We start from the raw sequence: 25,230 nt of genomic DNA on the forward strand, positions 1-25,230 counted from the left end.
CACGAAAGGTCCTGGCGGCCGGCGCGCTGCCCTGCGCTACCTGGTCAGATACGCGTTGTAGATCGCCTGCGAAAGGGTGTCGCCCTTCTTGTCGGTGACGTCGGCCTTGAAGGAGACCCCCTTGCCGGCCTTGGGGTTCGCCACCGTCACCTTGCCGTTCCTGACGGCGAGCCGCTTCCAGTGCCTGCCGCCGTCGAAGGAGACGTAGACCTTCAGCGACTTGAGGTTCCTGCCCGCGGCCGAACCCTGGACGGAGACCGGCACCTTGATGCTCGCCCCGGCCCTGGAAGTGCTCGCGAGGCTCAGCGCCGGGCTGAACTTCACGGCGGAGGAGGGCAGCCGGACCTCGTCCGGGGTCGAGGGCTCCTTGGAGGAGAAGGTCCACGCCGCCGTCACCTTGGTGCTGACCGCCGCGACGCCGCTGCGGGTCACCGACGTGGTGAGCTTGTACGTGGCGGCCGCCGCGGGCACGGTGAACGGCTCGCCGCTCAGCGGGTCTTCGTTGGCGCCGACCTTCTTGCCGTTGCGGTAGAGGGTGGTCACCGCCGTGTCGTAGGCGGAGGCGCCCGATTGGCCCGAGCCGTCAGTGAACAGCGGGACGTAGCCGTAGATCTCGTTGCCGAGCCGGTAGAGCCCGGTGGTGGCGTCGATGCTCGGGCCGAAGACGCCGACGTTGAAGATCCTGGCGTAGCTCCCGCCGGACTTGTACGTCCTGCCTACGGTGCCGTACATCGCCTCGAACTGCTCGCCCGCGCTGTCGAGCTGGTCGAATTCGAAGTTCCACTGGACCGACGGGCCGCCGTTGACGTACTCGGTGGTGGTGACCGGCAGGTCCTCGGTGAAGCCGACCGCGCTGGAACCCGGGTCGGAGGTCGCGCCGAAGACGAGGAGCATGCCCTTCTTGCCCCTCACCGATGTGCCGATCGCGACCTTGACCTCGGCCAGTTCCGCGGCCTTGGCGTGCTTGGTGTAGCCGGTCGCCAGCGTGGTCCTGCTGAGGCCGTACGCCAGGTCGTAGCGCTTCCCGCCGTCCGTCCAGGTGCCCGCGAACGACTGGTGCAGGGTGCCGGGGGCGAGGGCGGGGCCGAGGTGCGCGGTGCGGAAGCCGGCATAGCTGTCCATCCACCATCCGACGCTGTTGGCGAAGTCCGCGGTCTCGACGGTGATGTCGGGTGCCGCGAACCGCGCGACGGCCGCACGGTCGGGGACGGTGAGGTCGACCGGCCGCGCGGTGCGCGCGTCGACGGTGACCTCGGTGGTGTGATCGACCGTGAGATCGGGCTGGTTGATCCAGTCGCCGCCCTCCCAGGTGTCCCCGTCGCCGACGAAGACGGTGCTGCTGAGCAGGTAACGGCCCTTGGGCACGCGGATCGTGGCCGTGCCGTCGGCGTCGTAGACGGGGATGAACGTGCCGGCCAGGTCGCCGGACATCGGGAAGAGCGAGGTGTCGTAGGCGCCGGTCGCCTTGCCCTGCCGGTCCAGGTGCTTGACCGTGAGGTCGTACGACTCGACCTCGCGTGTCACGCCGGCCGCGGTGCGGACGGTCTGGCCGTCGGCCGAAGTGGCCGTGATGTAGGCGGTGTAGGCGCCGTCGACGCTGCCGCCGAGCGTGGTGTCCACGGTGACGCCGACGCTCGCCGAGCCCCCGGCGGGCACCGTCACCGAGTCGGCGGAGAGGGTGAAGAAGCCTGCGGGAGCGGCCTGTTGACGCGGGTCCGTGCCCTGCACGGCGAGCGCGAGGACGACGTCCTGGCTGCCGGTGTTGGTGTAGGTGAGCGTCCTGGTCTGCTTCGGGTCGTCCCCGTGCGGCCAGACGGCCGTGTCGTAACTCAGGCTGGTCGAGCCGGGCTCGGCCGTGACGGTCTGCTTGACGGCCTTGGCCAGGTCGACTTGGCCGGTGCCCTGCTCGAAGGGCGAGTATCCGGCGCCGCTGTCGGTGGTGGCGGCGACCAGCGCGGCCTTGATCTGCTGCCCGGTCCAGTCCGGGTGCTCCTGCGCCAGGTCGGCGGCGGCGCCCGCGACATGCGGGGTGGCCATCGACGTACCCGAGATCGTCAGATAGCCCGCCGGGTCCTCGCCGACCTCCTGGTCGATGACCGTGCCGGGCGCGGCGGCGGCGGTGATGTCGACGCCGGGCGCGGTCACGTCCGGTTTGACGGCGTCGTCGCCGACGCGCGGGCCGCGTGAGGAGAAGTCGGCCAGCGCGCTGTCCTTGTCGACCGCGCCGACGGTCAGGGCGGCGTCCGCGCTGCCCGGCGAGCCGACCGTCCCTGCGGCGGAGCCGTCGTTGCCCGCCGCGATGACGAACAGCGTGCCGTAGTCGGCGGACAGGGTGTCGACGGCCGACTCCAGCACGTCGGTGCCGGGCGTGTCCGTGCCGCCGAGGCTCAGGTTGGCTATCTTCGCCCCGGACTTGGCGGCCCACTCCAGGCCCGCCAGGATGTCGGAGTCCTCGCCGAAACCGTCGTCGTCGAGCACCTTGCCCGAGATGATCTTCGCGCCGGGTGCGACGCCCTTGTACGTGCCGCCGGACCGCGCGCCGGTGCCCGCCGCGATGGACGCGACGTGCGTGCCGTGCCCGTAGTGGTCGTCCGGGTTGTCGGCCGTGGAGAAGTTCTGCACGTCGGCCACCTGGCCGGCCAGGTCCTGGTGGTCCTTGTCGACACCGGTGTCGAGCACGGCGATCTTCACGCCGGTGCCGTCGTAGCCGGCGTCCCACGCGCTCGGCGCGCCGATCTGCTGACGGCTCCAGTCCAGGCTCGACGCCTTCTGCACCGCGTCCAGCCACACCTTCTTCAGGCCCGGCTCGGCGGCCGCGTACGGGGTGCCCTTCGCCGGCGCGTTCGTCAGCGCCTGCCAGACCCCGGCGGTGCGGCCCGCCGGCGCGGTGACGGCCTCGGCATTGAGCGTGCCGTACGCGCGGGTGATCCTGGTGCCGTCGGCCCGGTGCAGATCGGCCTTCGCGTCGGAGCCGGCGCCCTGGTAGGTGACGATGTAACCCAGGCCGTGTGCCTGCGCCTTGCGGTATTCCGGCCGGTTCAGGGTCGTGACGTCGAACAGTCGCCGGTCGACACGGCCCTGCTCGATCAGCCGCACCGCGTCCAGCGGCAGCGCGTACGCGTGCCCGTCGGCGGTCTGTAACTCGACCGGGATGTGCTCGCGTCCCTTGCCGTGCTGGATCGCGACCGGCTTGCCGCCGGCGCTCACGCCGATCCGGTCACCGGTGATGAGGGTCACCCAGGTCTTCGCCCCGGCTCCCGCGGCCCTTGCCGGCGCCGCCGCGCGGGCCTTCTGCGCCGGGCTTTCGGCCGCGGCCCCTACGGGAGCCACCGCCCCGGCGGTCAGCGCCGCCGCCACCCCTACCGCGAGCGCTGCCGCCCGCGTCCTTCGCCAACTCTTGCGCAACTGAGTCCCCTTGTGCCGTGGTCTGGACACACGGGAGCCGCTGTCGAGGCACCCAGCATTCGTGATGTTCCCCCCACGAACCATCCCCCACAGAAACCCCGTTCGTATACCCACTATGTAAGCGCCTTCACAGGGTTCGCAAGAGTCACATACGGAACAAGCGCTTCAGCTGACCGCCGCCCAATTCCGTTTGCGGGGCGCCTCGTTCACCGCTTCAGGGGCCCTGTCGGGGCGGCCCGCGGTCACAAGGGACCGTCGGACGGCACCTCTTGCCGGGCGAGGACCATCTCGACCTCCGCCTTGGAGGGATCGCCCTTCATCGGGGCGGTCACCCCGGAGCGTACGAATCCGAACCGCCGGTAGAAGCCCTCGGCCCGCGCGTTGTCCTCGTGGACGTAGAGCCGCACCCGCGCCACCTCCGCGTCCGCAACGGCCCACTCGACGGCCGCCTCGAAGAGCGCGTCGACCGCTCCGCTTCCGCGGAATTCGGGGCGTACGAACACGCCGACGATATGCGCCTGGCGCTGCTGGACGGTCACGCCGAACACGTCGTCGCCGCCCGCCTCCTCGACCAGCACGGTCACCGTGCCGCTCCAGACCCCGCCCGGCCCCTCGGCCACGAACTGCCGCACCCGCGTCCCGCCGGCCGCCCCTTCGGCCCGCTCCCGCCAGAAGGACTCCGGCTCGGCGACCGCCCGCTCGTACGTCTCGAGAAAGGCGATCGGGGCCGCCGGATCCCGCAGCGCGAAGAGCCGCAGCTCCTTCACCTGGGGCCACTCGTCGGCACGTATCGGGCGAACGGCGTCGCGCCACAGCTGGTTCATGCCGCGACCCTACGGGAGGGCCACTTCCCGGCTCCACGGCATTTCCGCAGGTCCCCCGCTTGCCCTCGCTCCGGACGGCGCCGCGGGGCAGGGTGCTCCGGTTGCGCGGGAAGGGCCGGGCGCGGGGCCCTGGCGGCTCATGATCCGGCCGGGCCCCTGCCGGGCGGGCGCGGGTGGGGCGGCGCTAGCATCCTTCGCATGGCGTGGCGGGGGTGGCGGCGGCTGGGAGCCGCGGCGGGGCTGGTGGTGGTGCTCGCGGCGACCTGCGCCTCGGGGGCGGAGGTCCCGGAGGCCGGGGGGACGGCGGGGGATCCGGGGCCGCTGCCCGCCGACCGGTACGCCTACACGTCGCAGGACTACCAGCGGTCCCAGCGGGCGACGGCCTTGCTGGTCAGGGAGTGCATGGCGGACCACGGGCATCCGGACTTCCCGCTCGACCCCCGGTACCCGAGCGACCCCCTGGTCACCACCATGGTGACCACCGATTACGGGGTCCTCGACGCCGCCACCGCCCGCCGCTGGGGCTACGGGTGGGACCCGGCGGAACACCCGGGCGACCGGCCCGAGGGGCGCCGGATGACCGGTGCCGAGTTCGCGGACCTGCCGGCCTGCGACAACGAGGCGGACAAGCGGCTGCTGCGGGGCATCGACGTCAAGCGGGACTGGCTCTACGCGGGCACGCGCGGGGTCGAAGTGAACAAGGCGGTCGAGCGCGACCCGCGCCTGCGCGCGGCCTGGGACGTGTGGTCCCGGTGCCTGGCGGACCAGGGATTCACCCGCTACCCCGACCCCGTCGCCGCGTACACGGACGCCGCCTGGAAGCGGGGCAGCGACGGCAACACCGCGCATACACCGCGCGAGCGGGCCACCGCGGTGGCGGACGTCGACTGCAAGCGCCGCCACCGCACCGCCGACATCTGGCACACCGTACGGGCGCAGAAGCAGGCCGCCGACATCGCCGCGCACCCCGACGGATATGCCGCCGACCTGCGGGCCCTGACGACCTATCGGGCCTCCGTCGCCGAGGTGCTGCGGCAGTACGGCTAGGGCGTGCCACCAGTGGTGCGGGACCGTGACAATGCCGGGTGTCTGAGGAGGCGGACGCGGGGCAGCCGGTGGGGAGACGGTGTCGCCACCGACACGGAAGGGGTCCGACATGCCGGTCACGTTTCGAAAGTCGTTCTGGATATTCCCGGGGGTCCGGCTCAACCTGGGCCGCAATTCCCGGTCGTTCACATTCGGGTTCAAGGGGCACGGTCCCCACCACACGCGCTCGTCGACCGGACGGCGCACCACCTCGTGGGATCTGCCGGGCCCGTTCGGCTTCCGGCACACGAGCCGCAAGAAGCGGACCTGACGACGCCCCGCCGCGGTGAGCGGCGGGGCGAGGTCTCAGCGGCGCCGGGTCAGTGGTGGCCTCCCGGGGCGTGGTGCCCGGCGCAGACGTCGCCCTGGCCGCCGACCGGGGGTATCGCGGTGGCCGGGGCGGTCACACCGTCGTCCTCGCGGACGGTGATGGTGCCGAAGTCGTGGTCGCCCAGCACCGCGTTGACGGAGTCGGACACCGCGACCTTGTAGGCGGTGCTTGCGGTCGCTCCCGGCAGGGTGTCGCCGGTCACCGGGAAGGCGACCGCCTGGCAGGTCTCACCCGGCCGGAAGCTGACCTGCGCCATCGCCGGGGCCAGCGCCCCGGTGGTGGCGCTGCCGAGCACGGTGAGGTAGGCGCTGACCGGGTACGGGCTCGGCTGCGACAGGTAGACCGCCACATGGTCGGTGGACACCGCGGAGCCCTCCTCCACCGTCGTGGAGGCCACGTTGACGGTGCTGCGCCGCTGGGCGTGCGGTGTGCCCAGCGCCTTGCGGTCGAAGCCCAGGTCGGACACGTAGGCCCCGCCGGAGTCCGCGGCCGGGGTGAGCCGGACCGATGCCAGGCGGCGCAGGTCGAGGCCCGCCTTGCGCAGGGTCGCGGTCGGCACGTGCACCTGCTGGAGCACGATCTTGCCGAGGTTGGTGGACGTGCTGGCGGGCATCCGGTTCACGGCCCAGGGGTTGAGGGTGGAGACCGGGGCGCTCCAGCGGCGTCCCGAGGCGTCGGCCACGGTGAGGGTGAGGTCGGTGCCGGTGGTGACGCTCTCGTCGGGTGACATGTCGAGGGTCATCTCGTCGTACCGCGTCACGTCCCGCTGCGAGGACGGGACGGTGACGGCCAGGCCGCCGGCCTTGCCGGTCCAGGCCAGGTGGGTCATGGGGTTGAGCGGTACGTTCGGCGCGTAGTTCGCCGGGGTCCAGTACGGGACCTGCTGGTTGGTCAGGGTGCTGCCGGGGTTGGTGCAGTACGGCAGCGCCTCGGGCACGGTGCGGCCGTACTTGTTGGCGCAGACCGTGGCGGTCATGTCACCGGTGGCGGTCACCAGCGGGGAGGGGGCCTTGAAGGTGGTGAGGTCGGCCCGGTCGGTGCGCGGCTGCTGCGCGACCGTACGGACGTCGGCGAAGCCGGACACGGACGGCGGTTCCTGGCCCGAGCCGTCGAAGAGGCCCTGGAAGGCGGTCTGCCGGCCGAGGGTGGCCTCGAAGAACCCGGCGATGTAGGCCGATCCGACCTGGTATTGCTGGGCGGCGGTCAACCGGATGTTCTGGCCCGAGGCGAGCGCGGTGGCGCTGGTGCCGCAGACCGGGTCGTCGGCCTTCGACCAGTCGTCGGAGGCCGCCGGATAGGGCGGTGTCCAGGACGTGTTGTAGAAGTCGTGGTCGGTGCCCATCACCCAGATGTCGGAGCGCTGCACGTCGTCGGTGAAGGTGCCGTCGCGCGAGTCGGCGTAGAAGTGCTGGCCCTGCTGGTCGGAGACGTCGCCGTCGCAGTACGGCAGCAGCGTGGTGGTGATGACGTCCGGCAGGGTGGCGCGGGTGAAGTCGATCGGCGCCAGCGCGAAGACCGACTTGATGCTCCACGGGTGCGGCAGCGCCTCGTTGAGCGTGCCCGCGGTGACGACGCCCTCGCCGCCGCGCGAGTGGCCCATCAGGCCGATGCTGCCGAAGTCCATCGTCCCGGCCAGCTGGTGTGCGGTGATCGTGCCCGTGGGATACGTGTCCCGGCCGGCGGTCAGCGCCTGGTCCAGCGTGACGTCCTGGCCGGTCGCCGCGTCGTGGTAGGCGACCTTGTGGCCGCTGTTCGCCGCCTTGAGCATGGTCAGCGTGTCCAGCACCAACTGGCCGCGGGTGACGGCCCCGTCGTCGGGGGAGAGCTGGTTGTCGTTGGCGTTGACCGCGTTCGCCGAGATCGACACGACGGTGTAGCCGTCGGCCGCGAGCGCCTCGCCGGCGCCGTCGTAGCCGGCGTAGCTGAGGATCGGCGTGGTGCCGACCGGGCAGGGCCAGCCGCTGGCGCCCTTGAGCGTGGTGGTGTTGTAGCAGGCGCTGTGCCGGCCGTGCAGGAAGATCACCAGCGGGTGCGTGCCCCGGCCGGAGGGCAGGTAGACACGGCCCTCCAACTCGCCGCGGATACCGCCGATGTCGGCCAGCGCGATGGACTGGGCGCCGAAGTCGTAGTCGGCGACGGTGTATTTGCCGGTGCCGACGGTCGTCGGGTCGGCGGGGGTGCTGCCGCTGCCGCCGGGCTTCGCCGGGGCGGGACGGCCGCCGGCGTGGGCCGCGTCCAGGGTCTTGCGCTGGGCCTGGAGTTGCGCCGTCGCGGAGGTGAGGGAGGTGGGGCCGGTGGCGGTGCTGCTGCCGCCGGTCGACCACTGCCAGCCGATCGTCGAGGCCTTGGCGACGGCGGGGTCGGCGGTCGTCGCGGTGAGGGTACGGCCGTCGGCGGACTCGGCGGCGGGACCGAGGTCGACGCCGTCGGCGAGCAGTTCGGGGACGTCGTCCCTGATCGGCAGCCGGGTGCCGAGCTGGAGCGAGACCGCGTAGCCCGCGGCGCCGCGGGTGACCGTCCAGCCGTCGCCGGACGCCACGGTGGCCGAGCGGGCGCCGGGTGTCGCCGCGGCGGCGGGCAGGGCGGCGGCGGTGGCCGCGCCGAGGGCCAGCAGGCCCACGGTCAGCGTGGTGAGCGGGCGGCGCGAGGGCCGCCCCGATATGCGTCTGGTCACTTGTGCGGCGCCTCGTCCTGGTCGGGGTCGTCATCGGGGTAGGGGTAGAAGGCGGTGCCGAGCTTGGGCAGCCAGCCCACGGTGGCGACCGGGGAGGTGTCGTCGCCCGGGTGCTGCGGGGGCAGTCCGGCGTTGATCACCGGGCCCCAGCCGACGGTCAGGAAGGTCATCGCAGGGCCTCCTCGGCGACCAGCGGGTCGTTGGACAGCTCGGGCGGCGTGCCCGGCTCGGCGGAACGCAGCATCCGCGGGGCGACCTTGGGGGCGTCGGCCACCGGGTCGGGCGGCGCCGCGTTGTGGTACTGCGGGAAGTGCTCCTGGTAGTCGATCGCCGCCTGCACGATCTCCGGCTCGCTGAACCGCGGGCCCCAGAACTGCGCGGCGATCGGCAGGCCGACCGTGCTGTCGTAGCCGACCGGGAAGGAGACCATCGGCCAGGCAAGGGCGTTGGGCAGCTGGTAGTAGGCCCGGTAGACCGGGAAGCCGCTGCCGGTGCGCAGGCCGATCTGCGCGCCGAGCGAGAACACCAGCATGAAGTCGACGCCCGCCTTGTCCAGCGCGGCCTGGTAGTTGGCCTGGAGGGTGCGCCTGCGCCGCTCGCCCTCGACGCGGACGGCGGCCGGGATCAGCCCGGCGAACCTGGTGGCCGACTCGAAGGAGGCCGCCGTCTCGCCGGGCGCCTTGCGGCCGTACTGCGCCAGCAGCGCGGCGGCCTGGTCGGCGGGGCGGGTCGCGGCGAAGTCCTTGACCGCGTCCCAGTAGCGGATCTCGTAGCGGTTGGGGCTGAGCACCGCGGAGGACGGCGAGACCGGGGAGCCGTCGACGGTGGCCAGCACGTCGGTGCTGGAGAAGTACGGGTCGTTGGCGGGCACGGTGACGTCCAGGCCGGGGAATTCCTTCACCGTGGCGCCCAGCGAGGCGAGTTGCTGCTTGAGCCGGTTGAAGGCGGCCAGGTGGTCGGCGTCGTAGGTGTCCTGCGGCGAGGTGCCGGTCTGGATGCCGCGGCTGGTGCGCATCCAGTCGGACTGCGGTATGCCGATGGTGACGCCCGCCAGCGGCCTGCGGCCCTTGCGGGCGGTGAGCGGCATCGCGGGGAAGGGGTCGGGCGCCGACAGCGACAGCGGGTCGCCGGCCGGGTCGGGGCCGAGGATCACCGAGAGGATCAGCGACGCGTCGCGCACCGAGCGGGCGATCGGCCCCAGCACGTCGTATCCGGGAGAGAGCGGCATCAGCCCGGCGACCGAACTGGTGCCGAGCGAAGGCTTGATGCCGCTGGCGCCGTTCGCGGCCGAGGGCATCATGATGGAGCCGCCGGTCTCCTCGCCGATGGCGGCCGCCGCCAGCCGGGCGACCGGGGCGACACCCGAGCCCTGGCTCGAACCGCCGGGCACGTAGGCCTTGTTCCAGGCATTGCCGGCGAAGGTGCCGGTGATGGAGCCGGAGAAGGCCGAGGCGACGGTGTGGCCGAGGATCACCGCGCCGGCCTCGCGCAGCCGGTGCACGACGGTGGCGTCCCGCAGGGCGGCGTTGCCGTCGAAGGCGTGGCTGCCGTCCTTGGCCTCAAGTCCCTTGACCGCGACGGAGTCCTTGATCCCGAAGGGGATGCCGAGCAGCGGCGGGAGGTCCTCGCGGCTGTGCCGGGCTCGGGCGAAGCGGACGTCGGCGGCGGCCGCCTGGGCCAGCGCCCCGGCCCGGTCGACGCGGACGAAGGCGTTGTAGAGGCCGTTGTCGCCGTAGGTCTCGAAGGGGCCGTTGAAGCGGTCGATACGGTCCAGGTAGGCCTTGGTGACCTGGACCGCGGTGACGACGCGGGCCCGCATCAGCGCGGCGAGTTCGACCACCTCGTAGTCGACGAGGCGGGCCCGCTTCTTGATGCCGGAGACCGCGGGCAGGGAGCTGAGCAAGTGGGCCGTGCGGGAGGGGGAGTCGCCGGGCTGGGCGGCCGACGCGGGTGTGGCGACGGCCGCGGTGACGGCGGCGGCGCCGGTGACTGCGGCGGCCCCGCCCAGCACCGCCCGGCGGCTCATGCCGGCGGGCGGATCGGTCGGTGCGGGGGTGGGGCCGGGGGTGCGGGTGGACATGACACGTTCTGCCGGCATGTGCAGCTTCCCTGTCCTCTGCGTGCTGAAAGAAAAGGATGAACGTGGGGGGAAGACGTTTCCTACGGGGAGACACTAGGACGCGGGTAATGGCAGAGGGAAGCCATTGACGGTTACTTTCATTCAGGGTGAATCTACTTCATTGTTTTGTTTCGCACGGGTGTCGTGCACGTCAAATGCAGCGAGCGCTGAAACGTGCGTGAATCCGCCTCAACCGGCCATCGTGGCTGGTGGGTAGGCCACCGGCCAGGGTGCTGGGAGATGTGTGAAACAAAAACTCAACACGAAGGGAAAGCCTGAGGAAGGCCGAGGAGCGGAAGGCATCAGCGGCCGACTTTGAGCGGGCCGCCGTCCGTGTGCGGCTTGAGTTCGACCTGGACGCGGTGCGTCGTACCGCGGTCGACGGACCCGCCCAGCTCCGCGGTCACCACCCCGATGCGCAGGCCGCCGCCCGCGGTGCCCGCGCGGTGGACCTGGACGGTGAATTCCAGGCTGACCCGGTCGACGTCGAAGCCGATCCGCTCGTCCTCGGCGGCGACCCGGGCCACTTCCAGCTCGCCGCGGATCTGCTGGATGACCTCGGCCAGGCCGACGAAGGGCGGCGGTTCCACGGTGCGTGCCCCCAACGGGTGATCTCGCGGACGGGGTGGCAAGTCTACGTCTTTTAACAGGACATGACGTTATGTCAGGCGTAAGATTGCCCGTCATGGAGGCCGACGGGGGAATCGGTACCGGGCCCCTGGCGACGCCGCTGTGGGCGGTGCGAATCCGGCGGGCCAACGGGACGATCGCGGGGAGCGGGATTCTGCTGAGCCCTGACCGCGTGCTGACCTGTGCGCATGTGGTGGGCCGGGACGAGGAGGTCACCGCCGAGTTCGTCGGCGCGCACGGGCCGCGGGTGCCCGAGGTGGCCGCCAGGGTCGCCGGGGACGCCTACCGGCCCGAGGTGCGCGACTCCAACGGCGACCCGGTCGGGGACGTGGCGCTGCTCGCCCTGGACCGGCCGCGGCCCGCCGCCGAGCCGACGTCGCTGCACCGGGTGTCCGCGCCGGGCCGCGCGGTGCGGATGTACGGCTTCCCCGCCGCCTACAACGGCGGCCTGTGGCTGCCCGCCACCATCCTCGGCGGCTGCGGCCGGGACGGGCAGGTGCAGCTGGAGCCGACCAGCCCGGCGGGAGTGGCCAGGCGCGGCTTCAGCGGCGGCGGGGTGGTGGACCTGGCCACCGACAAGGTCATCGGCATGGTGCTGGCCAGCTCGCCGGAAGAGGGCGGCGGCTTCTCCTTCATGAGCCCGGCGGAGACCATCGTGCAGCACCTGCGCGAGGTGAGGACCTGGGTCGAGGGCAGGACCGCGGTCGACGAGGAATTGCGCTCCGCTGCCTCCGGCGACGACGGGTCGCCGCTCGACAAACCGTTCGCCGAGCGGCTGGCCCGCTGGCTGCGCGGCGGCCCCGCCGCCCGCCAGGTCAAGATCAGCCTGGTGCCGGACGACGACCCGGTGCGCGCCGCCACCCTGCGGCGCGCGATCACCCTGGCCGACCGGGAATTGCGCAGCCGCTTCTCCACCGGGCGCCCCTCGCTGGACTCGCCGGGGACCGTGCCGGCGGCCGGCGGCCTCGACCTCGCCGTCTACGCCACCGGCCGCGGCACCGACGAGATCGCCGAGCGGATCGCCGGCCGCATGGACCTGCTCCAGCACCGGGATCTGCCGGCCGCGCAGCGCATCGCGGCGGCCGCGGTGACCATCACCCTGGTCGTGGACGGCGTCGACGCCGCCGCCGACCCGGCGTCGCTGATCGGGCTGCTGGCGCTGCTGACCTCCCGGGGCAACCGGGTGCTGCTGGTCTTCCGCGCCCCTGGGGAGGCCCTCGAACTCGCCCGGCAGGAGCTGCTGCTGCGGCCGGCGACGGAGCGCAGGGCGGCGCTGGCCGGGCGTCTTGAGCGGATCGCCCTCGGCCCCGGCCGCGAGCTGGACAGCCTGATGGCCCGGGTGCGCGGCGCCGGGGAGTTGACCGACAAGGCCGTCGACGTGCTGATCAACGTCATGACCGCCCGCGCGGAACTGGCCGCGAGCCGGGGCGCTTTCGCCGGCCCGCCGGAGGACGGCCCCGATCCGGCGCGCTACGAGCGCATGGCCGCCCGCGCCGAGAACCGGCTGCCGCCCGCCATCGCCGCGCTGCGCGAACTGCTCGCCCGGCGCGACGAACTACGCGGCGAGCTGGGCCCCTACCGCCGGCTGTACGAGGACGGTGCCGCCCGCGGTGAGAACGTCGCGGCCGACGAGCTGTACCTGACGGCATACCGGCGCCTGCGCGAACGCCCCTGCGACGTGATCGAAGCGGAGGCCGCGGTCCGCCGCTTCCGCGACCTGGTGGACCGGCCGGGGCGGCAGCCCGCCCCGGGGCCCCCTGAAGGACGGGACAGCGACGAAGGAGGTACGCCGACATGACCGCGCCCGGCGCACCCTGCCCGCACCACCCCTGCGACGGCACGATCCGCGCCTCCGGCTACTGCGGCACCTGCCGCCGCCACCCCTCCACCGCGCCCACGCGGCAGAGGGCGGGACCGGAGACCGTACCGGGCCCGCGTGCCCCGCAGGGCGACACCGACGCCCCTGCCGGGACGCCCCGCCCGGCCGCCGCCCCCGGCGCCCTCGACCGGGACGGCCTGGTCCAGCTGCCCGTCATCCCGCGCCCCGCCGACGCCGACGTCGTGCGCGCCCAGCCCCGCCGCCCCGAGGGCGGCCGGCGCTGCGGGGTGCCGGACTGCACCGGCACCATCGGCCTGTCCTACGACGACGAGCCCGCCCCCGACGAGGGCTTCTGCCCGGTCTGCGGCACCCGTTACTCCTTCCTCCCGCAGCTCGGCCCCGGCGACGTCGTCGCCGGGCAATACCGCGTGATCGGATACCTGTCGCCCGGCGGCACCGGCTGGGTCTACCTCGCCGAGGACCTCGACCTGCCGGGCCAGCGGGTCGTGCTCAAGACGCAGATCAACACCCAGGACGCGGCGGCCCGCCGCAAGGCCGTCGAGGAGCGGCGCTCGCTGACCACCCTGCACCACCGGGACATCGTCGGGATCATCGCGTCCAAGCAGCACCGGCGCGAGGGCGAGAGCGAGCCCACCGACTACATCGTCATGGAATACGTCGCCGGGCGGCCGCTCGACCAGCTCCTGCTGGCCTCCGACGAGGAGCTGACGCGGCTGTTCGGCGAGCCCTTCGCGCTCGACCACGTGGTGACCTACGGCTGCAAGATCCTCGGCGCCCTGGAGTACCTGCACGACCAGGACCTGCTCTACTGCGACATGAAGCCGGAGAACGTCATCCACTACGAGCGGCAGATCAAGGTCATCGACCTCGGCGCCGTCCGCCGTATCGACGACCACGAGAGCGCCCTGGTCCACACCCCGCGCTTCGCGCCGAAGAAGCGCGAGCGCGACGAGCGCGGCTTCCTGGTCGACAGCGACCTCTTCACCGTCGGCCGCACCCTGGCCGCGCTCGCGGCCCGCGCCGAGGTGCCCGCCGGGCTCGCCGCCCGCTCCTTCGACCGGCTGATCGGCCGCGCCACCCACGACGACCCCGCCGCCCGCTTCACCTCCGCCGCGCAGATGTCCCGCCAGCTGTGGGAGGTGCTGCGCGAGCACCGCGCCCTGGCCCGCGGCGAGCGCCATCCCGAGCGGTCCACCCGCTTCGAGCCCACCGCCGTCGCCTTCGGCGCCGCCCTCGGCACGGCCCCCGCGCTCACCCACTGGACGCTGCGGCCCGAGGGCGTGCCACCACCCGACCTGGCCACCGGCGCACCGACCCCGCAGGAGACGGCCCGCGCGCTGCCGGGGCCGATCGCCGACCCGGACGACCCGGCGGCGGTGCTGCTCGGCGGCCTGGCCGGCGACGCGCCCGAGCGCACCGCGGAGCGCGTACGCGACGACCCGGCGCTGCGGACCGTCGAGGTCGCACTGTGGCTGTGCCGGTCGTATCTGCTGTCCGGCGAGGCGGGCCCGGCGGGCGATCCGGCCCGCGCGGCGGCGGAGAAGTGGCTCGGCGAGGCCGTCCGGCTGATGGGCCCCGACGTCGCCGGCTACGACTGGCGGCCGCCGTGGCACCGCGGGCTGCTGCACCTGATGCGCGGGCAGGTGAAGGCCGCGCAGGGCGAATTCGCCGCCGTCTACGCGACGGTGCCGGGGGAGTGGGCGCCGAAGCTGGCGCTCGGCTACTGCGCGGAGAACCTGCGCGGACAGCTCGCCCGGGAGCAGCCCGCGGGCCAGGAGGCGACCGAGGCCGAGCGCGCGGCGGCCGAGGAGGCCAGGGGCAAGGCCCGGGAGGCGGAAGCGGAGGCCGAGGCCTACTACCGGGCCGTGTGGGCGCGCGACCGCGCCCACACCAGCGCGGCCCTCGGGCTCGCCCGGCTGCGGCTGCTGCACGGCGACCGGGCCGACGCGGTCCGGGTGCTCGACCAGGTGCCTACGACCTCCCGCAACTACGACCTCGCCCGGATCGCCGCCCTGCGCATCCTCACCGGGCGGGTGACCGGCACCGCGCCCTCGCAGGCCGACCTCAGGCAGGCCTGCGAGCGGCTGGCGGAGCTGCCGCACGACGACGCCCGCGACCGGCTGGTCGCCGAGATCAGGGAGAACGTGCTCGCGGGCCACCGGGACCCCGGCCGCCCCGCCCCCTGGCGCACCCGGCTCACCCTGGCCCGGGGCCGCCGGACCGGCGGCACCGCGACGGTGGACGCCGAGCCGGACTTCCCGCGGCTGCCGCCGGGGGAGCTCTTCGACGGCGCCGGCAGCCGCAGGGCGCTGGCGCAGCTGCTCCACGGCTCGCTGCGCGGCCTCGTCGGCCAGGCGCCGGAAGCGCAGCGCGCCGAACTGCTCGACCGCGCCTACGCCGTACGCCCGGAAAGCCGCTTCTGACCCGCAACACCCCGCGCAGCAGCGGGAACAGCAGCTCATCGGTGAGGAGTCACGACCACAGTGGACACCACGATCGGCCTCGCGGTCAGCCAGCAGAGGTACCTCCCCGCGGGCGCGGGCCACAAGGACCTGCACGCCATCGTGACCGTCGAGGTCAGCGGCGCGGACGGCGCGGCGCCCGGTCCCGCGCTCGCCGAGGTCCTGGTGGTCGACTGCTCCACCTCGATGGACAGTCCCGAGGAGAAATTCCGGGCGGCCAAGAACGCCGCGATCGCCGCGCTGCGCCTGCTCCCCGACGGCACTCTCTTCGCCGTCGTCGCCGGCACCCACGACGCCGTCACCGCCTATCCGCCGCAGCCGGGGGGGACACCCGCGCAGGCCGGCGCGATGGCGGTGGCCGACGCCGCCACGCGGGCCGGGGCGGAGGCCGCGGTACGCCGCCTGGTCGCGGCCGGCGGCACCTGCGTGGGCAACTGGCTGCAGCTGGCGGACCTGTTGCTCGCCGGGCAGCCCGCGCCGATCCGGCATGTGCTGCTGCTCACCGACGGGCGCAACGAGCACGACGACCGCCGGCCGCTCGCCGGTGTGCTCACCGCGGTCGCGGGGAGATTCGTCTGCGACGCCTGGGGCATCGGCGACGGCTGGGACGCCCAGGTGCTGCTGGCAGTGGCCGGCGCCCTGCACGGCAGGGCCGACGCGGTCCGCCGGGAGGCCGAACTCGTCACCGCCTACGAGCAGTTGATACGCGCCCTGCTCGTCAAGGCGGTGCCGGAGGTGACCCTCACCGTCGAACTGGTGCCAGGCAGCCGGCTGCGGTACGTCCGGCAGACCTTCCCCGACGAGACGCCCCTGCGGCCGGAGGCGGACGCACCCGGCACGTACGTGACCCGGGCCTGGGGCAACGAGGTCCGCCGCTATCACGTCTGCATCGCCGTCGACCCCGAAGGGCAGCTGCACGGCGAGGAGTTGCTGGCCGCCGAGGTCGGTGTGCGCACCCCGGAGGAGGCCGGCGTCCGGCTGCCCGAAGCGCGGCCGCTGGTGGTGCACTGGACCGACGACCCGGCGCTGTCCGGGATGACCGACGAGCAGGTGCTGCACTTCCAGCTGTACGAGCAGCTCGGCCAGGCCGTGGCGGACGCGGCGGACGCCCACCGCCGCGGGCAGCTCGACCGGGCCGCGCAACTCCTCGGCGAGGCCGCCGCGCTGGCCCACCGCACCGGCGCCCGCCGCCAACTCGACGAGCTGCGGCGGCTGGTGGACATCCACGACGCCGCGGCGGGCGTGGTGTCGCTGCGCCGGGACATCGACCCGGTCGACTTCCAGCACCTGATCACCGCGAGCAGCCAGACCACCTACGGCCCCGAGCCCGCGGGCCGGGCGGTCGACCCGGGCATGCTGCCCGGCGCGGCCCTGACCGACTGCCCGGCCTGCAAGCGGCGCATCCCGTCGAAGGCCGGCTTCTGCCCGCGCTGCGGGCACACGCTGGGGGCGTCATGAGCGCGCCGACGGGCCCGATACGGGCGACCGCCCGGACACCGTCCCCGGCACCGACGCCGGTTCCGGCCCAGGCACCGCCACCCCCGCGGGCACCGGGCGGCAGCCGCACCCTGCGCGAGCTGAACCGCCGCATGCTGCTGCTGCTCGTCCTGGTGGTCCTGACCACCCTCTCGCTCTTCCACGCCTACCGCGGGGTGCACACCGACGCGGTGCCGCTGAAGTCCGCGAGCGCCCCCGGTGTGCTGGCCGTGGACACCGCGAAGGACGCGCTGGACCAGGCGCAGGACGGTGTCGAGGGGGACATCGGCACCACGAGCGCCTTCCACACCCATGTCTCGGTGGCCGGCCAGAGCCTCGCGCGGGCAGCGGGCGCCGACGTCACCGGGCTCAGCGGCCGCCAGACACTCCAGACGGTGACCGGTCTGATAGCGACCTACTCCGGCTGGATCGAGGACGCCGAGGCCCAGCACACGGGCAGCGTGCTCCGCGAGGCCTTTCTGGCCTACGCCGACAGCATGCTCGGCCGCGAGACCAAGGGTCCCGCGGCGGACGCCACCATCATGGGCAGGCTCAGCGCGCTGCACGACGAGCAGCTCCAAGTGGTTCGCGGGCAGACGGACTTCGGGCCGCTGCTGTGGCTGGAGTGGAGCGTCGCGCTCGCCCTGGCGCTGGCGCTGCTCGTGCTGCTCGCCGAGGCGCACCGCTACTTCGCCGCGCGCTTCCGGCGGCAGTTCAACCCGGCGCTGCTCGCCGCCGCCGTGCTGCTGGTCGCGGGCGTCACCCTGCTGATCGTCTTCACCGCGCTGACGCACTCGGGGATGGCCGCCGCGCGGACCGCGCTCTCCGGCTCGCCGGCCGACACGGCGATCCAGCGCACCGGGGCCGCGGTCTCGCGGCGGCTGGCGGACACCGGTTTCCGCGCGGCGGCGGACGACTGGATCCTCGTCGGCGGCCTGCTGCTCGGGCTGCTCGTGGTGCTGGGACTCCAGCCGCGCATCAGCGAATACCGCGTCCAGGTCGTCGCCCTGAAGTGGCCGCGGCCGCGCACGCTCGGGGTGGTCGGGGTGTGCCTGGTGCTGCTGGCCGGCGGCGGCGCGCTCGCCGTGCGGGCCACCGGCTGGAGGGGCTCGGTGACCCTGCTGGCCAACTGGACGGGTACGGAACAGGCGCAGTTCCAGCGGCAGGTGATCGACAAGTTCGAGGACGAGCACCGTATCCACGTGGTCTACCAGGGCAGTTCGGCCGAGAGCCAGGTGCTCGCCGCCGACGTCGAGTTCGGCACACCGCCGGACGTCGCGATCCTGCCCGGCCCCGGTGAGCTGGCCGGATACGCGACCCAGGGCGCGCTCACCCCGCTGGACGACCTGGTCGGCGAGGCCCGCTTCGCCTCGACCTGGGTCACCCCGGTGGAGGGCCCGGACGGGGCGCGGCACACCTACTGGCTGCCGATCAAGGCCGACCTCAAGAGCATGGTGTGGCACCCGCCGGCGATGGACGCCGCCGCTGTGGCGCGGGCCGCGGGCCGGCCCGCCTCCTGGTGCCTGGGCATGGGCGGCGACGCCACCTCCGGGTGGCCGGGCTCGGACTGGATCGAGGACATCCTGCTCCAGCAGACCGACCCGAGGACGTACACCGACTGGGCCGAGGGGAAGCTGCCGTGGCGGGACCCCAGGGTCCGCCGCGCCTGGACCACCTGGGGCCGGATGGTCGGCGCGGGCGACGAGAAGCTGATGGGGCCCGCGCTGTCCAGGCCGTTCGCCGACGCCGCCGACGGTGTGCTCCGGCAACCGCGAACGTGCGACCTGGAGCACCAGTCGTCCTTCGCCCGCAGCAGCGACGGGTGGAGCAAGGGCACCGCGTACACCCACTCCGCCGACGTCATCCCCGGCGCGCGGGCCGGCAACCGCTGGGAGGTCTCCGGCGACCTCGCCGCGGTGCTGCACAGCACTCCGCAGGCCGCCGAGCTGATCGGCTACCTCGCCTCGGACGAGGCCCAACGCGCCTGGGCCGGCACGCAGTCCGGCTACTCCGTCAAGCGCGCGGTGCTCGACCGCTACCCGAGCACCGGCACCGACGGCACGATCGCCGGCATCCTGGGCGCCTCGGACGCGGTCCTCTGCTACGACGCCTCCGACGCGATGCCGGCCCAGGTCCGCGACGCCTTCGCCCTGGCCGTGCTGCGCTACCTCGCCGACCCCGGGACCCTCGACGACCAGCTCGACACCCTCGACCGGGTCACAGGCAACGCCGGCAAGACCCGGCTGACCACGGTGTGTCCGCCGCCCGACCCCCTGTGAAGGGGTCAGACGACGGACAGCGTCACCGCCACATTGCCGCGGGTCGCGACCGAATACGGGCAGACCTCGTGGGCCTGCTCGACCAGCGCGGCCGCCTCGTCCGCCGGGACGTTCGGCACGGAGACCTCCAGCTGGACGGTGAGCCCGAAGCCGCCGGACTCGGCCTTGCCGAGGCCGACCTTCGCGGTCACCCGGGACCCGGAGACGTCCGTCTTCGCCCGCCGGGCGACCACGCCGAGCGCGCTCTGGAAGCACGCGCTGTAGCCGGCCGCGAAGAGCTGCTCGGGATTGGTCCCGGCGCCGGTGCCGCCCAGCTCGATCGGCGGGTTGACGATGACGTCGAGCTTGCCGTCATCCGTGGCGACCCGCCCGTCGCGGCCGTTCTCGGCGGTGGCGACGGCGGTGTACAGCACGTCCACGTACTGAATGGTCATGAGGGCTCCTCAACAGAAGGTTCAACGGTTCGGCGCCGAGCCGGGACCGCGGTCCCGGCTGCTCGCGACGGTCACTCCGGGAGGGCGACGACCGTCTTCCCGGTGGTCTCCCCGCGCAGCATCCCCAGGAACGCCGCCACGGCCTGGTCGATTCCGGTGAAGGCGGTCTCGCGGTAGCGCAGCCGCCCGTCCCGCAGCCAGCCGCCGACCTCGCGGACGAAGTCGCCCCTGAGGTCCTGGTGGTCGCCGACCAGGAAGCCGCGCAGCGTGATCCGCCTGCCGACCAGCAGGCCGAGGTTGCGCGGGCCCGGCGCCGGCTCGGTGTCGTTGTAGGCCGAGATGGCGCCGCACAGCGCCGCCCGCCCGTGCACCCGCAGCGAGAAGATCGCGGCCTCCAGGTGCTCGCCGCCGACGTTGTCGAAGTAGACGTCGATGCCGTCGGGGGCCGCGGCCCGCAGCTGCTCGGCCACCGGGCCGTTCTTGTAGTTGAAGGCGGCGTCGAAGCCGTACTCGTCGACCAGCAGCGCGCACTTCTCGTCGGAGCCCGCGCTGCCGATCACCCGGGCGGCGCCCTTGAGCTTGGCGATCTGGCCGGCCTGGCTGCCGACCGCGCCGGCCGCGCCGGAGACGAAGACCGTCTCGCCGGGTGCGAACTCCGCGATACGCAGCAGGCCCGCGTAGGCGGTCAGGCCGGTCATGCCGAGCACCCCGAGGTAGGCGGACAGCGGGGCCTGCCCGGGGTCGACGACCGCCGCCTGCGCCGCGTCCACGAGGGCGTACTCGCGCCAGCCGAGCCCGTGCAGCACATGCGTGCCGACCGGGACGCCCTCGGCCGCCGAGGCCACCACCCGGCCGACCGCGGCGCCCTGCATGGCCTTGCCCAGCTCGTAGGGCGCGGCGTACGACTTCGCGTCGTTCATCCGGCCGCGCATGTAGGGGTCGACCGACAGGAAGAGGTTGCGCACCAGGACCTGGCCGGCGCCGGGCTCCGGGACGGGTGCCTCGGCCAGGGCGAAGTCCGCCGGCGTCGGCCAGCCGTGCGGCCGTGCCGCCAGCTGCCATTCGCGGCCCGTGGGCTTGGTCGTCGGCGTGCTCGTGGACATGACGGGAACCGTCTCCTTCCGCCACGGGCCGGCTCGTGGAGCCACGCCGTGGCCAGCGCTTCACTTCAGCAGATGTTCAGGCCCTCAAGGCGTTAACCATGGACCTTAATCTTTCACCCGCCGAGCGGCGGCCCGACCCGGCCGACCGCCGGGGCGTCCCGCGTCAGCGGGCTACTGGCACCACCACAGCACCGGCTTGCAGGTCGGCGAGGGCGACGGCGGCCGGGTGTGCCTCGGTGTCGGCGTCGCGGGCGGCGGCGCGCTGCTGCTGGCGGGCGGCGGGGCGCTGGTGGCCGGCGGCTTGCCGCCGGTCGCGGACGCGCTCGGCGTGGCGCTGCTGGTGCTCGGCTTGGCGCTCGGGCTCTGCGAACGGCGCGGGCCGCCCGTCGCACCGCCTTTGTGCGGCCTGGCCGACCCCGCGGCGTCCGGCGAGGAGGGGCCGGTCGGCGGCGGGGTGGTGCCGGTGACGACGGGCGCTTCCGGCGGCGTGCCCCCGCCGGAGTCGGCGCCGGACAGCGCGGCCATCGACAGCATCACCAGCGCGCCGGCCACGGCGACCAGGCCGACCCCGTAGACGGCCACCCGCTGCTGCCGCCCGCGGGACCTCCTGCGCTGCCTGCCGCGGGCCGCGGCCCGCCCGGCGCCGGGCGGCGGCGGCGCGTCGGGCGCGTCGTCGTCCTCGGTGATCAGCGGCAGTTGGGCGGTCTCGCCGACCTGCGGAAGCTTCAGCTGGTCGGCAGGCGTGCCGCACCCCGGGCAGGAGTAGGCGCCGTTGAGGTGCCGGCGGCACGCGTAGCAGTAATCCATGGCGCAAGGACCCTATGGGACTCCCGCGGCGTGACGAAACCCCGGCCTCCCGCTTGTCCCGGCTTCGCCGGGAAATTCCCCCGCATCCCAAATCAGCGCAGGTGGGGGCTCTTGACGGCACCCCGGTGCAAGCCTTCTAATAAGGCTGCCCTAACCTAAGTAAGGTTCTCCTTACCTTAAGATCATCCCCGCTCACGCGAAGGACCCCCATGCTCCCCACGTTCGTCATCGGACTCCGCGAAGGACTGGAAGCGGCACTCATCGTGGGCATCATCGCCTCCTTCCTCGCCCAGCAGGGCCGCAGGGACGCGCTCAAGAAGGTGTGGCTGGGCGTCGCCGCGGCGGTGGCGATCTGCGTGGCGGTCGCGATCGGGCTGCAGGTCTACTCCAGCGACCTGCCGCAGAAGCAGCAGGAGCAGTTGGAGACCGTCATCGGCGCCATCGCCGTGGTGATGGTCAGCTACATGGTGCTGTGGATGAAGCGGCACTCCCGCGACCTGCGCAAGGACCTGGAGGGCGCGGCCGGCCGTGCGCTGAGCGAGGGATCGGCCTCCGCACTGGTGACGATGGCCTTCCTCGCGGTGCTGCGCGAGGGCTTCGAGACCTCGGTCTTCCTGCTGGCCACCTTCAACGAGAGCGACAACCCCGCCTACGGCGGCACCGGCGCCGCGCTCGGCGTCGTGCTCGCCGCGGGCATCGGCTACGGCATCTACCGCGGCGGGGTCCGCATCAACCTCTCGCGCTTCTTCCGCGTCACCGGCCTGGTGCTGATCCTGGTCGCCGCGGGCCTGGTCGCCACCGCGCTGATGACCGCCGCCGAGGGCGGCTGGCTGGAGCAGGGCACCCGCGCCTTCGACCTGTCCTGGCTGGTGCGCCCCGGCACCCCGACCTCCTCGGTCGCCACCGGCGTGCTGGGCATCCAGCCCTACCCCGACTGGACGATGGTCGCCGGCTGGCTCGTCTACGCGATCCCGATGACGGCCGTCGTGCTGTGGCCGGCCCGCCGGCGTACGGCCAGGGCCCCGCAGCCCGTCGCCCACTGAACCTCTCGCCCGTCCCCGCAGCAAGCAACCCCCAACAGGAGCTGACCGTGACCCCCCGAGCCACCCACCGCCGCGCACTGGCCTGCGCGGCCACCGTGATCACCGCAGGCCTGCTGATGACCGCCTGCGGCGGCGGCAAGGACGACTCGAAGGGCTCCACGCCCGCCGACGCCGACAACGCCGCAGCCAAGTCCTCCACCGTCAAGATCGACATCAGCGACAAGGACTGCGCGCCCACCCCGGCGACGGTCCCGGCCGGCACGGTGAAGTTCGACGTCGGCAACAAGGGCTCCGCGAAGGTCACCGAGGCCGAACTGCTCGACGGCGGCAAGATCCTGGGCGAGAAGGAGAACCTGACGCCGGGCCTGTCCGGCGACTTCACCCTCAACCTCGACGCCGGCAAATACCAGGTCTACTGCCCGGGGGCGAAGACCGAGAAGACCGAGTTCACCGTCACCGGCACCGCCGAGAAGACCTGGAAGGACGAGCCGGCCCTGGTCACCGCCACCCGGCAGTACGCGACCTGGGTCACCGGCGAGGTCAGGGAACTGGTCACCGGCACCGACGCCTTCACCGCCGCGGTCAAGGCCGGCAAGACCGACGACGCCAAGAAGCTCTACGGCAAGGCGCGCGTCCACTACGAGCGCATCGAGTCGACCGCCGAGGTCTGGGGCGACATCGACGGCCGTATCGACGGCCGCATCGACGACGCGGCCACCGCCGCCGACTTCACCGGCTTCCACCGCATCGAGCAGGAGCTGTGGGAGAAGAACTCCACCGCCGGACTCGGCACGCTCGCCGACCGGTTGAGCGCCGACGTGCACGACCTCTACACCAAGGTGCAGAAGGTCGAGTACCAGCCGGCCGCCATCGCCAACGGCGCCACCGACCTGGTCAACGAGATCCAGTCCTCCAAGATCACCGGTGAGGAGGAGCGCTACTCGCACATCGACCTGCTCGACTTCGACGGCAACCTGGCCGGCGCCAACGAGGCGGTCAGCGTGCTGCTGCCGGTGCTCAAGCAGAAGGACCCGGCGCTCGCCGACACCGTGGCCCAGCGCTACCAGGCCACCGCCACCGCCCTCAAGGCGTACGCGGCCACGCCCGGTTACGAGGACAGCGGCTACGTCGACTACAGCAAGGTCACCGACGCCCAGCGCCGCGTCCTGGCCCAGGCGGTCGACGCGTACGCCGAGTCGGTGTCGAAGATCGCCGGAAAGATCGCCTGACCGTGACCCCGCCCCAGGGCCCCGAGCCCGACGACACGCCAGACATCACACCGGACGCCCAGCGCGACTCCGGTCCCGCCACCTCCGCCGTCAGCCGGCGCCGGCTGCTCGGGGCCGTCGGAGCGGGGGCGGCGGTCGCCGGCGCCGCCCTGGGCGCGGGCGGCACCGCGCTCGCCAACCGCGACAGCGGCTCGGGCTCCGGCGCCCCGACCGGCCACGCCGCCCCCGCCACGGTCGACTTCCGCGGCGCCCACCAGGCGGGCATCGCCACCCCCTCCCAGGACCGGCTGTGCTTCGCGACCTTCGACGTGGCGCCGAACGCGACCCGCGCCGACCTGGCCGCGCTGCTCACCACCTGGACCGCCGCGGCCGAGGCGATGGCCCTGGGCCGCCCGGTGCCCGGCGACGAGGGCGACCTCAACACCCCGCCCGACGACACCGGCGAGGCGGTCGGCCTCAGCCCCGGCCGCCTCACCATCACCATCGGCTACGGCCCGGGGCTCTTCGACGACCGCTTCGGCCTCGCCGCCCGCCGGCCCAGCGCCCTGCGGCCGCTGCCGAAGCTGCCCGGCGAGAACCTCGACCCGGCGGTCACCGGCGGCGACCTGTGCGTGCAGGCCTGCGCGGACGACCCGCAGGTCGCCTTCCACGCGGTACGCAACCTGCGCAGGCTCGGCTTCGGCACCGTCCTGCCGCGCTGGATGGAGCTCGGCTTCGGCCGCACGTCCTCCACCTCCCCCCAGCAGGCCACCCCGCGCAACCTGATGGGCTTCAAGGACGGCACCCGCAACATCGACGCCCGCGACGAGAAGGTCATGGGCCGGCACGTCTGGATCGGCGAGGAGGAGCCGCAGCGGTGGGTACGCGGCGGCTCCTACCTCGTCAGCCGCAAGATCCGGATGCGGATGGAGCAGTGGGACCGCGACCGGCTCGGCGACCAGCAGGACGTCTTCGGCCGCTACAAGGGCAGCGGCGCCCCGCTGACCGGCCACAGCGAGTTCGACACCCCCGACTTCGCCGCGAAGTCCGGCGGGCAGTACGTGATCCCCGACGACGCGCACATCAGGCTCGCCTCGCCCGAGAACAACAAGGGCCTGCGCATCCTGCGCCGCGGCTACTCATACACGGACGGCATCGACAAGGAGACCGGGGACCTGCTGGGCGGGCTGTTCTTCATCGCGTTCATGAACAGCCCCGACCGGTTCGTCACGCTCCAGCGGGTGCTGGGGGCGCACGACGCGCTCAACGAGTACATCCAGCACATCGGCAGCGGCGTCTTCGCCGTGCCGCCCGGACTGGCCGCCGGCCAGGACTGGGGCGCGCAACTCTTCGGCTGACGCCCCGCCCCCGGCAAGGCTCATTCGGGAGGGTGGGCGTTCTTCAGGGGCGCGGGGAACCGCGCGCGCGACCCACCACCGGGCCGCGGGCGAGCAACGCCACCGCAAGTGGCAATCACCCGGGGGCGCGGAGGGACCGGGGGAGATCACG

Annotated in this window: 18 protein-coding genes; 9 read left to right on the plus strand and 9 right to left on the minus strand. The window is 73.4% G+C overall.

Going from position 1 to position 25,230, the window contains the following annotated elements; all coding sequences use genetic code 11:
- Positions 1-36: 36 nt before the first annotated feature.
- Positions 37-3,330 (minus strand): S8 family serine peptidase, encoded by a 3,294-nt coding sequence (locus OG900_28520; protein ID WUH93667.1) that lies wholly within the window; start codon positions 3,328-3,330, stop codon positions 37-39.
- A 317-nt stretch (positions 3,331-3,647) separates the two neighbouring features.
- A complete protein-coding gene (locus OG900_28525) occupies positions 3,648-4,229 on the minus strand; it encodes a GNAT family N-acetyltransferase (GenBank protein WUH93668.1) in 582 nt (193 codons plus the stop codon).
- Positions 4,230-4,427: 198 nt separating this feature from the next.
- Between OG900_28525 and OG900_28530 the strand changes: the two genes are divergently transcribed.
- Together OG900_28530 and OG900_28535 are read left to right on the plus strand one after the other, a co-directional pair.
- Complete coding sequence (locus tag OG900_28530; protein WUH93669.1) at positions 4,428-5,276, plus strand: hypothetical protein; 849 nt, start codon at positions 4,428-4,430, stop codon at positions 5,274-5,276.
- 109 nt (positions 5,277-5,385) lie between these two features.
- Entirely contained in the window at positions 5,386-5,586 is a 201-nt protein-coding gene (locus OG900_28535; protein ID WUH93670.1) for a DUF4236 domain-containing protein, read from the plus strand.
- 49 nt (positions 5,587-5,635) lie between these two features.
- Here OG900_28535 and OG900_28540 read toward each other — a convergent pair whose 3' ends face one another.
- The 4 genes from OG900_28540 to OG900_28555 form a co-directional block, all read right to left on the minus strand.
- Positions 5,636-8,320, minus strand: a complete 2,685-nt coding sequence (locus tag OG900_28540; GenBank protein ID WUH93671.1) for a hypothetical protein — start codon at positions 8,318-8,320, stop codon at positions 5,636-5,638.
- Positions 8,317-8,490 carry a hypothetical protein gene (locus OG900_28545; GenBank protein WUH93672.1) on the minus strand — a complete coding sequence of 58 codons (174 nt, stop codon included), beginning with the start codon at positions 8,488-8,490 and terminating at the stop codon, positions 8,317-8,319. Before OG900_28545 ends, OG900_28540 begins: the two co-directional genes overlap by 4 nt.
- Complete coding sequence (locus OG900_28550; protein WUH93673.1) at positions 8,487-10,418, minus strand: amidase; 1,932 nt, start codon at positions 10,416-10,418, stop codon at positions 8,487-8,489. Before OG900_28550 ends, OG900_28545 begins: the two co-directional genes overlap by 4 nt.
- A gap of 323 nt (positions 10,419-10,741) precedes the next feature.
- Positions 10,742-11,044, minus strand: a complete 303-nt coding sequence (locus tag OG900_28555; protein ID WUH93674.1) for a hypothetical protein — start codon at positions 11,042-11,044, stop codon at positions 10,742-10,744.
- Between the two features lie 80 nt (positions 11,045-11,124).
- On the opposite strand from OG900_28555, the gene OG900_28560 reads away from it, so the two are divergent.
- From OG900_28560 to OG900_28575, 4 genes are read left to right on the plus strand one after another with little or no spacing between them, the layout of a single operon-like run.
- Positions 11,125-12,867, plus strand: a complete 1,743-nt coding sequence (locus OG900_28560; protein WUH93675.1) for a serine protease — start codon at positions 11,125-11,127, stop codon at positions 12,865-12,867.
- A complete protein-coding gene (locus OG900_28565; GenBank protein WUH93676.1) occupies positions 12,864-15,332 on the plus strand; it encodes a protein kinase in 2,469 nt (822 codons plus the stop codon). The genes OG900_28560 and OG900_28565 overlap by 4 nt, the downstream gene beginning before the upstream one ends.
- 60 nt (positions 15,333-15,392) lie before the next feature.
- Entirely contained in the window at positions 15,393-16,829 is a 1,437-nt protein-coding gene (locus OG900_28570; GenBank protein ID WUH93677.1) for a VWA domain-containing protein, read from the plus strand.
- Complete coding sequence (locus OG900_28575) at positions 16,826-19,126, plus strand: extracellular solute-binding protein (protein WUH93678.1); 2,301 nt, start codon at positions 16,826-16,828, stop codon at positions 19,124-19,126. The genes OG900_28570 and OG900_28575 overlap by 4 nt, the downstream gene beginning before the upstream one ends.
- A gap of 5 nt (positions 19,127-19,131) precedes the next feature.
- Here the strand turns inward: OG900_28575 and OG900_28580 are convergent, their stop codons facing one another.
- The 3 genes from OG900_28580 to OG900_28590 all read right to left on the minus strand — a co-directional run bounded on the left by OG900_28580 (position 19,132) and on the right by OG900_28590 (position 21,470).
- On the minus strand, positions 19,132-19,560 hold the full coding sequence (locus OG900_28580) for an organic hydroperoxide resistance protein (protein ID WUH93679.1): 429 nt from the start codon (positions 19,558-19,560) through the stop codon (positions 19,132-19,134).
- A gap of 71 nt (positions 19,561-19,631) precedes the next feature.
- Positions 19,632-20,663: an NADP-dependent oxidoreductase gene (locus tag OG900_28585; protein WUH93680.1), complete on the minus strand. Its 1,032-nt coding sequence runs from the start codon at positions 20,661-20,663 to the stop codon at positions 19,632-19,634.
- 171 nt (positions 20,664-20,834) lie between these two features.
- Positions 20,835-21,470, minus strand: a complete 636-nt coding sequence (locus OG900_28590; GenBank protein WUH93681.1) for a hypothetical protein — start codon at positions 21,468-21,470, stop codon at positions 20,835-20,837.
- Between the two features lie 209 nt (positions 21,471-21,679).
- Here OG900_28590 and OG900_28595 point away from each other — a divergent pair, with 209 nt between their 5' ends.
- The 3 genes from OG900_28595 to efeB are packed head-to-tail and all read left to right on the plus strand — an operon-like array spanning position 21,680 to position 25,079.
- Entirely contained in the window at positions 21,680-22,513 is an 834-nt protein-coding gene (locus OG900_28595) for an FTR1 family protein (protein ID WUH93682.1), read from the plus strand.
- A 47-nt stretch (positions 22,514-22,560) separates the two neighbouring features.
- Positions 22,561-23,742, plus strand: a complete 1,182-nt coding sequence (gene efeO, locus OG900_28600; GenBank protein ID WUH93683.1) for an iron uptake system protein EfeO — start codon at positions 22,561-22,563, stop codon at positions 23,740-23,742.
- Positions 23,743-23,786: 44 nt separating this feature from the next.
- Positions 23,787-25,079 (plus strand): iron uptake transporter deferrochelatase/peroxidase subunit, encoded by a 1,293-nt coding sequence (efeB, locus tag OG900_28605; protein WUH95965.1) that lies wholly within the window; start codon positions 23,787-23,789, stop codon positions 25,077-25,079.
- Positions 25,080-25,230 lie beyond the last annotated feature (151 nt).

The organism is Streptomyces sp. NBC_00433, assembly GCA_036015235.1.
Lineage (GTDB): Bacteria > Actinomycetota > Actinomycetes > Streptomycetales > Streptomycetaceae > Actinacidiphila.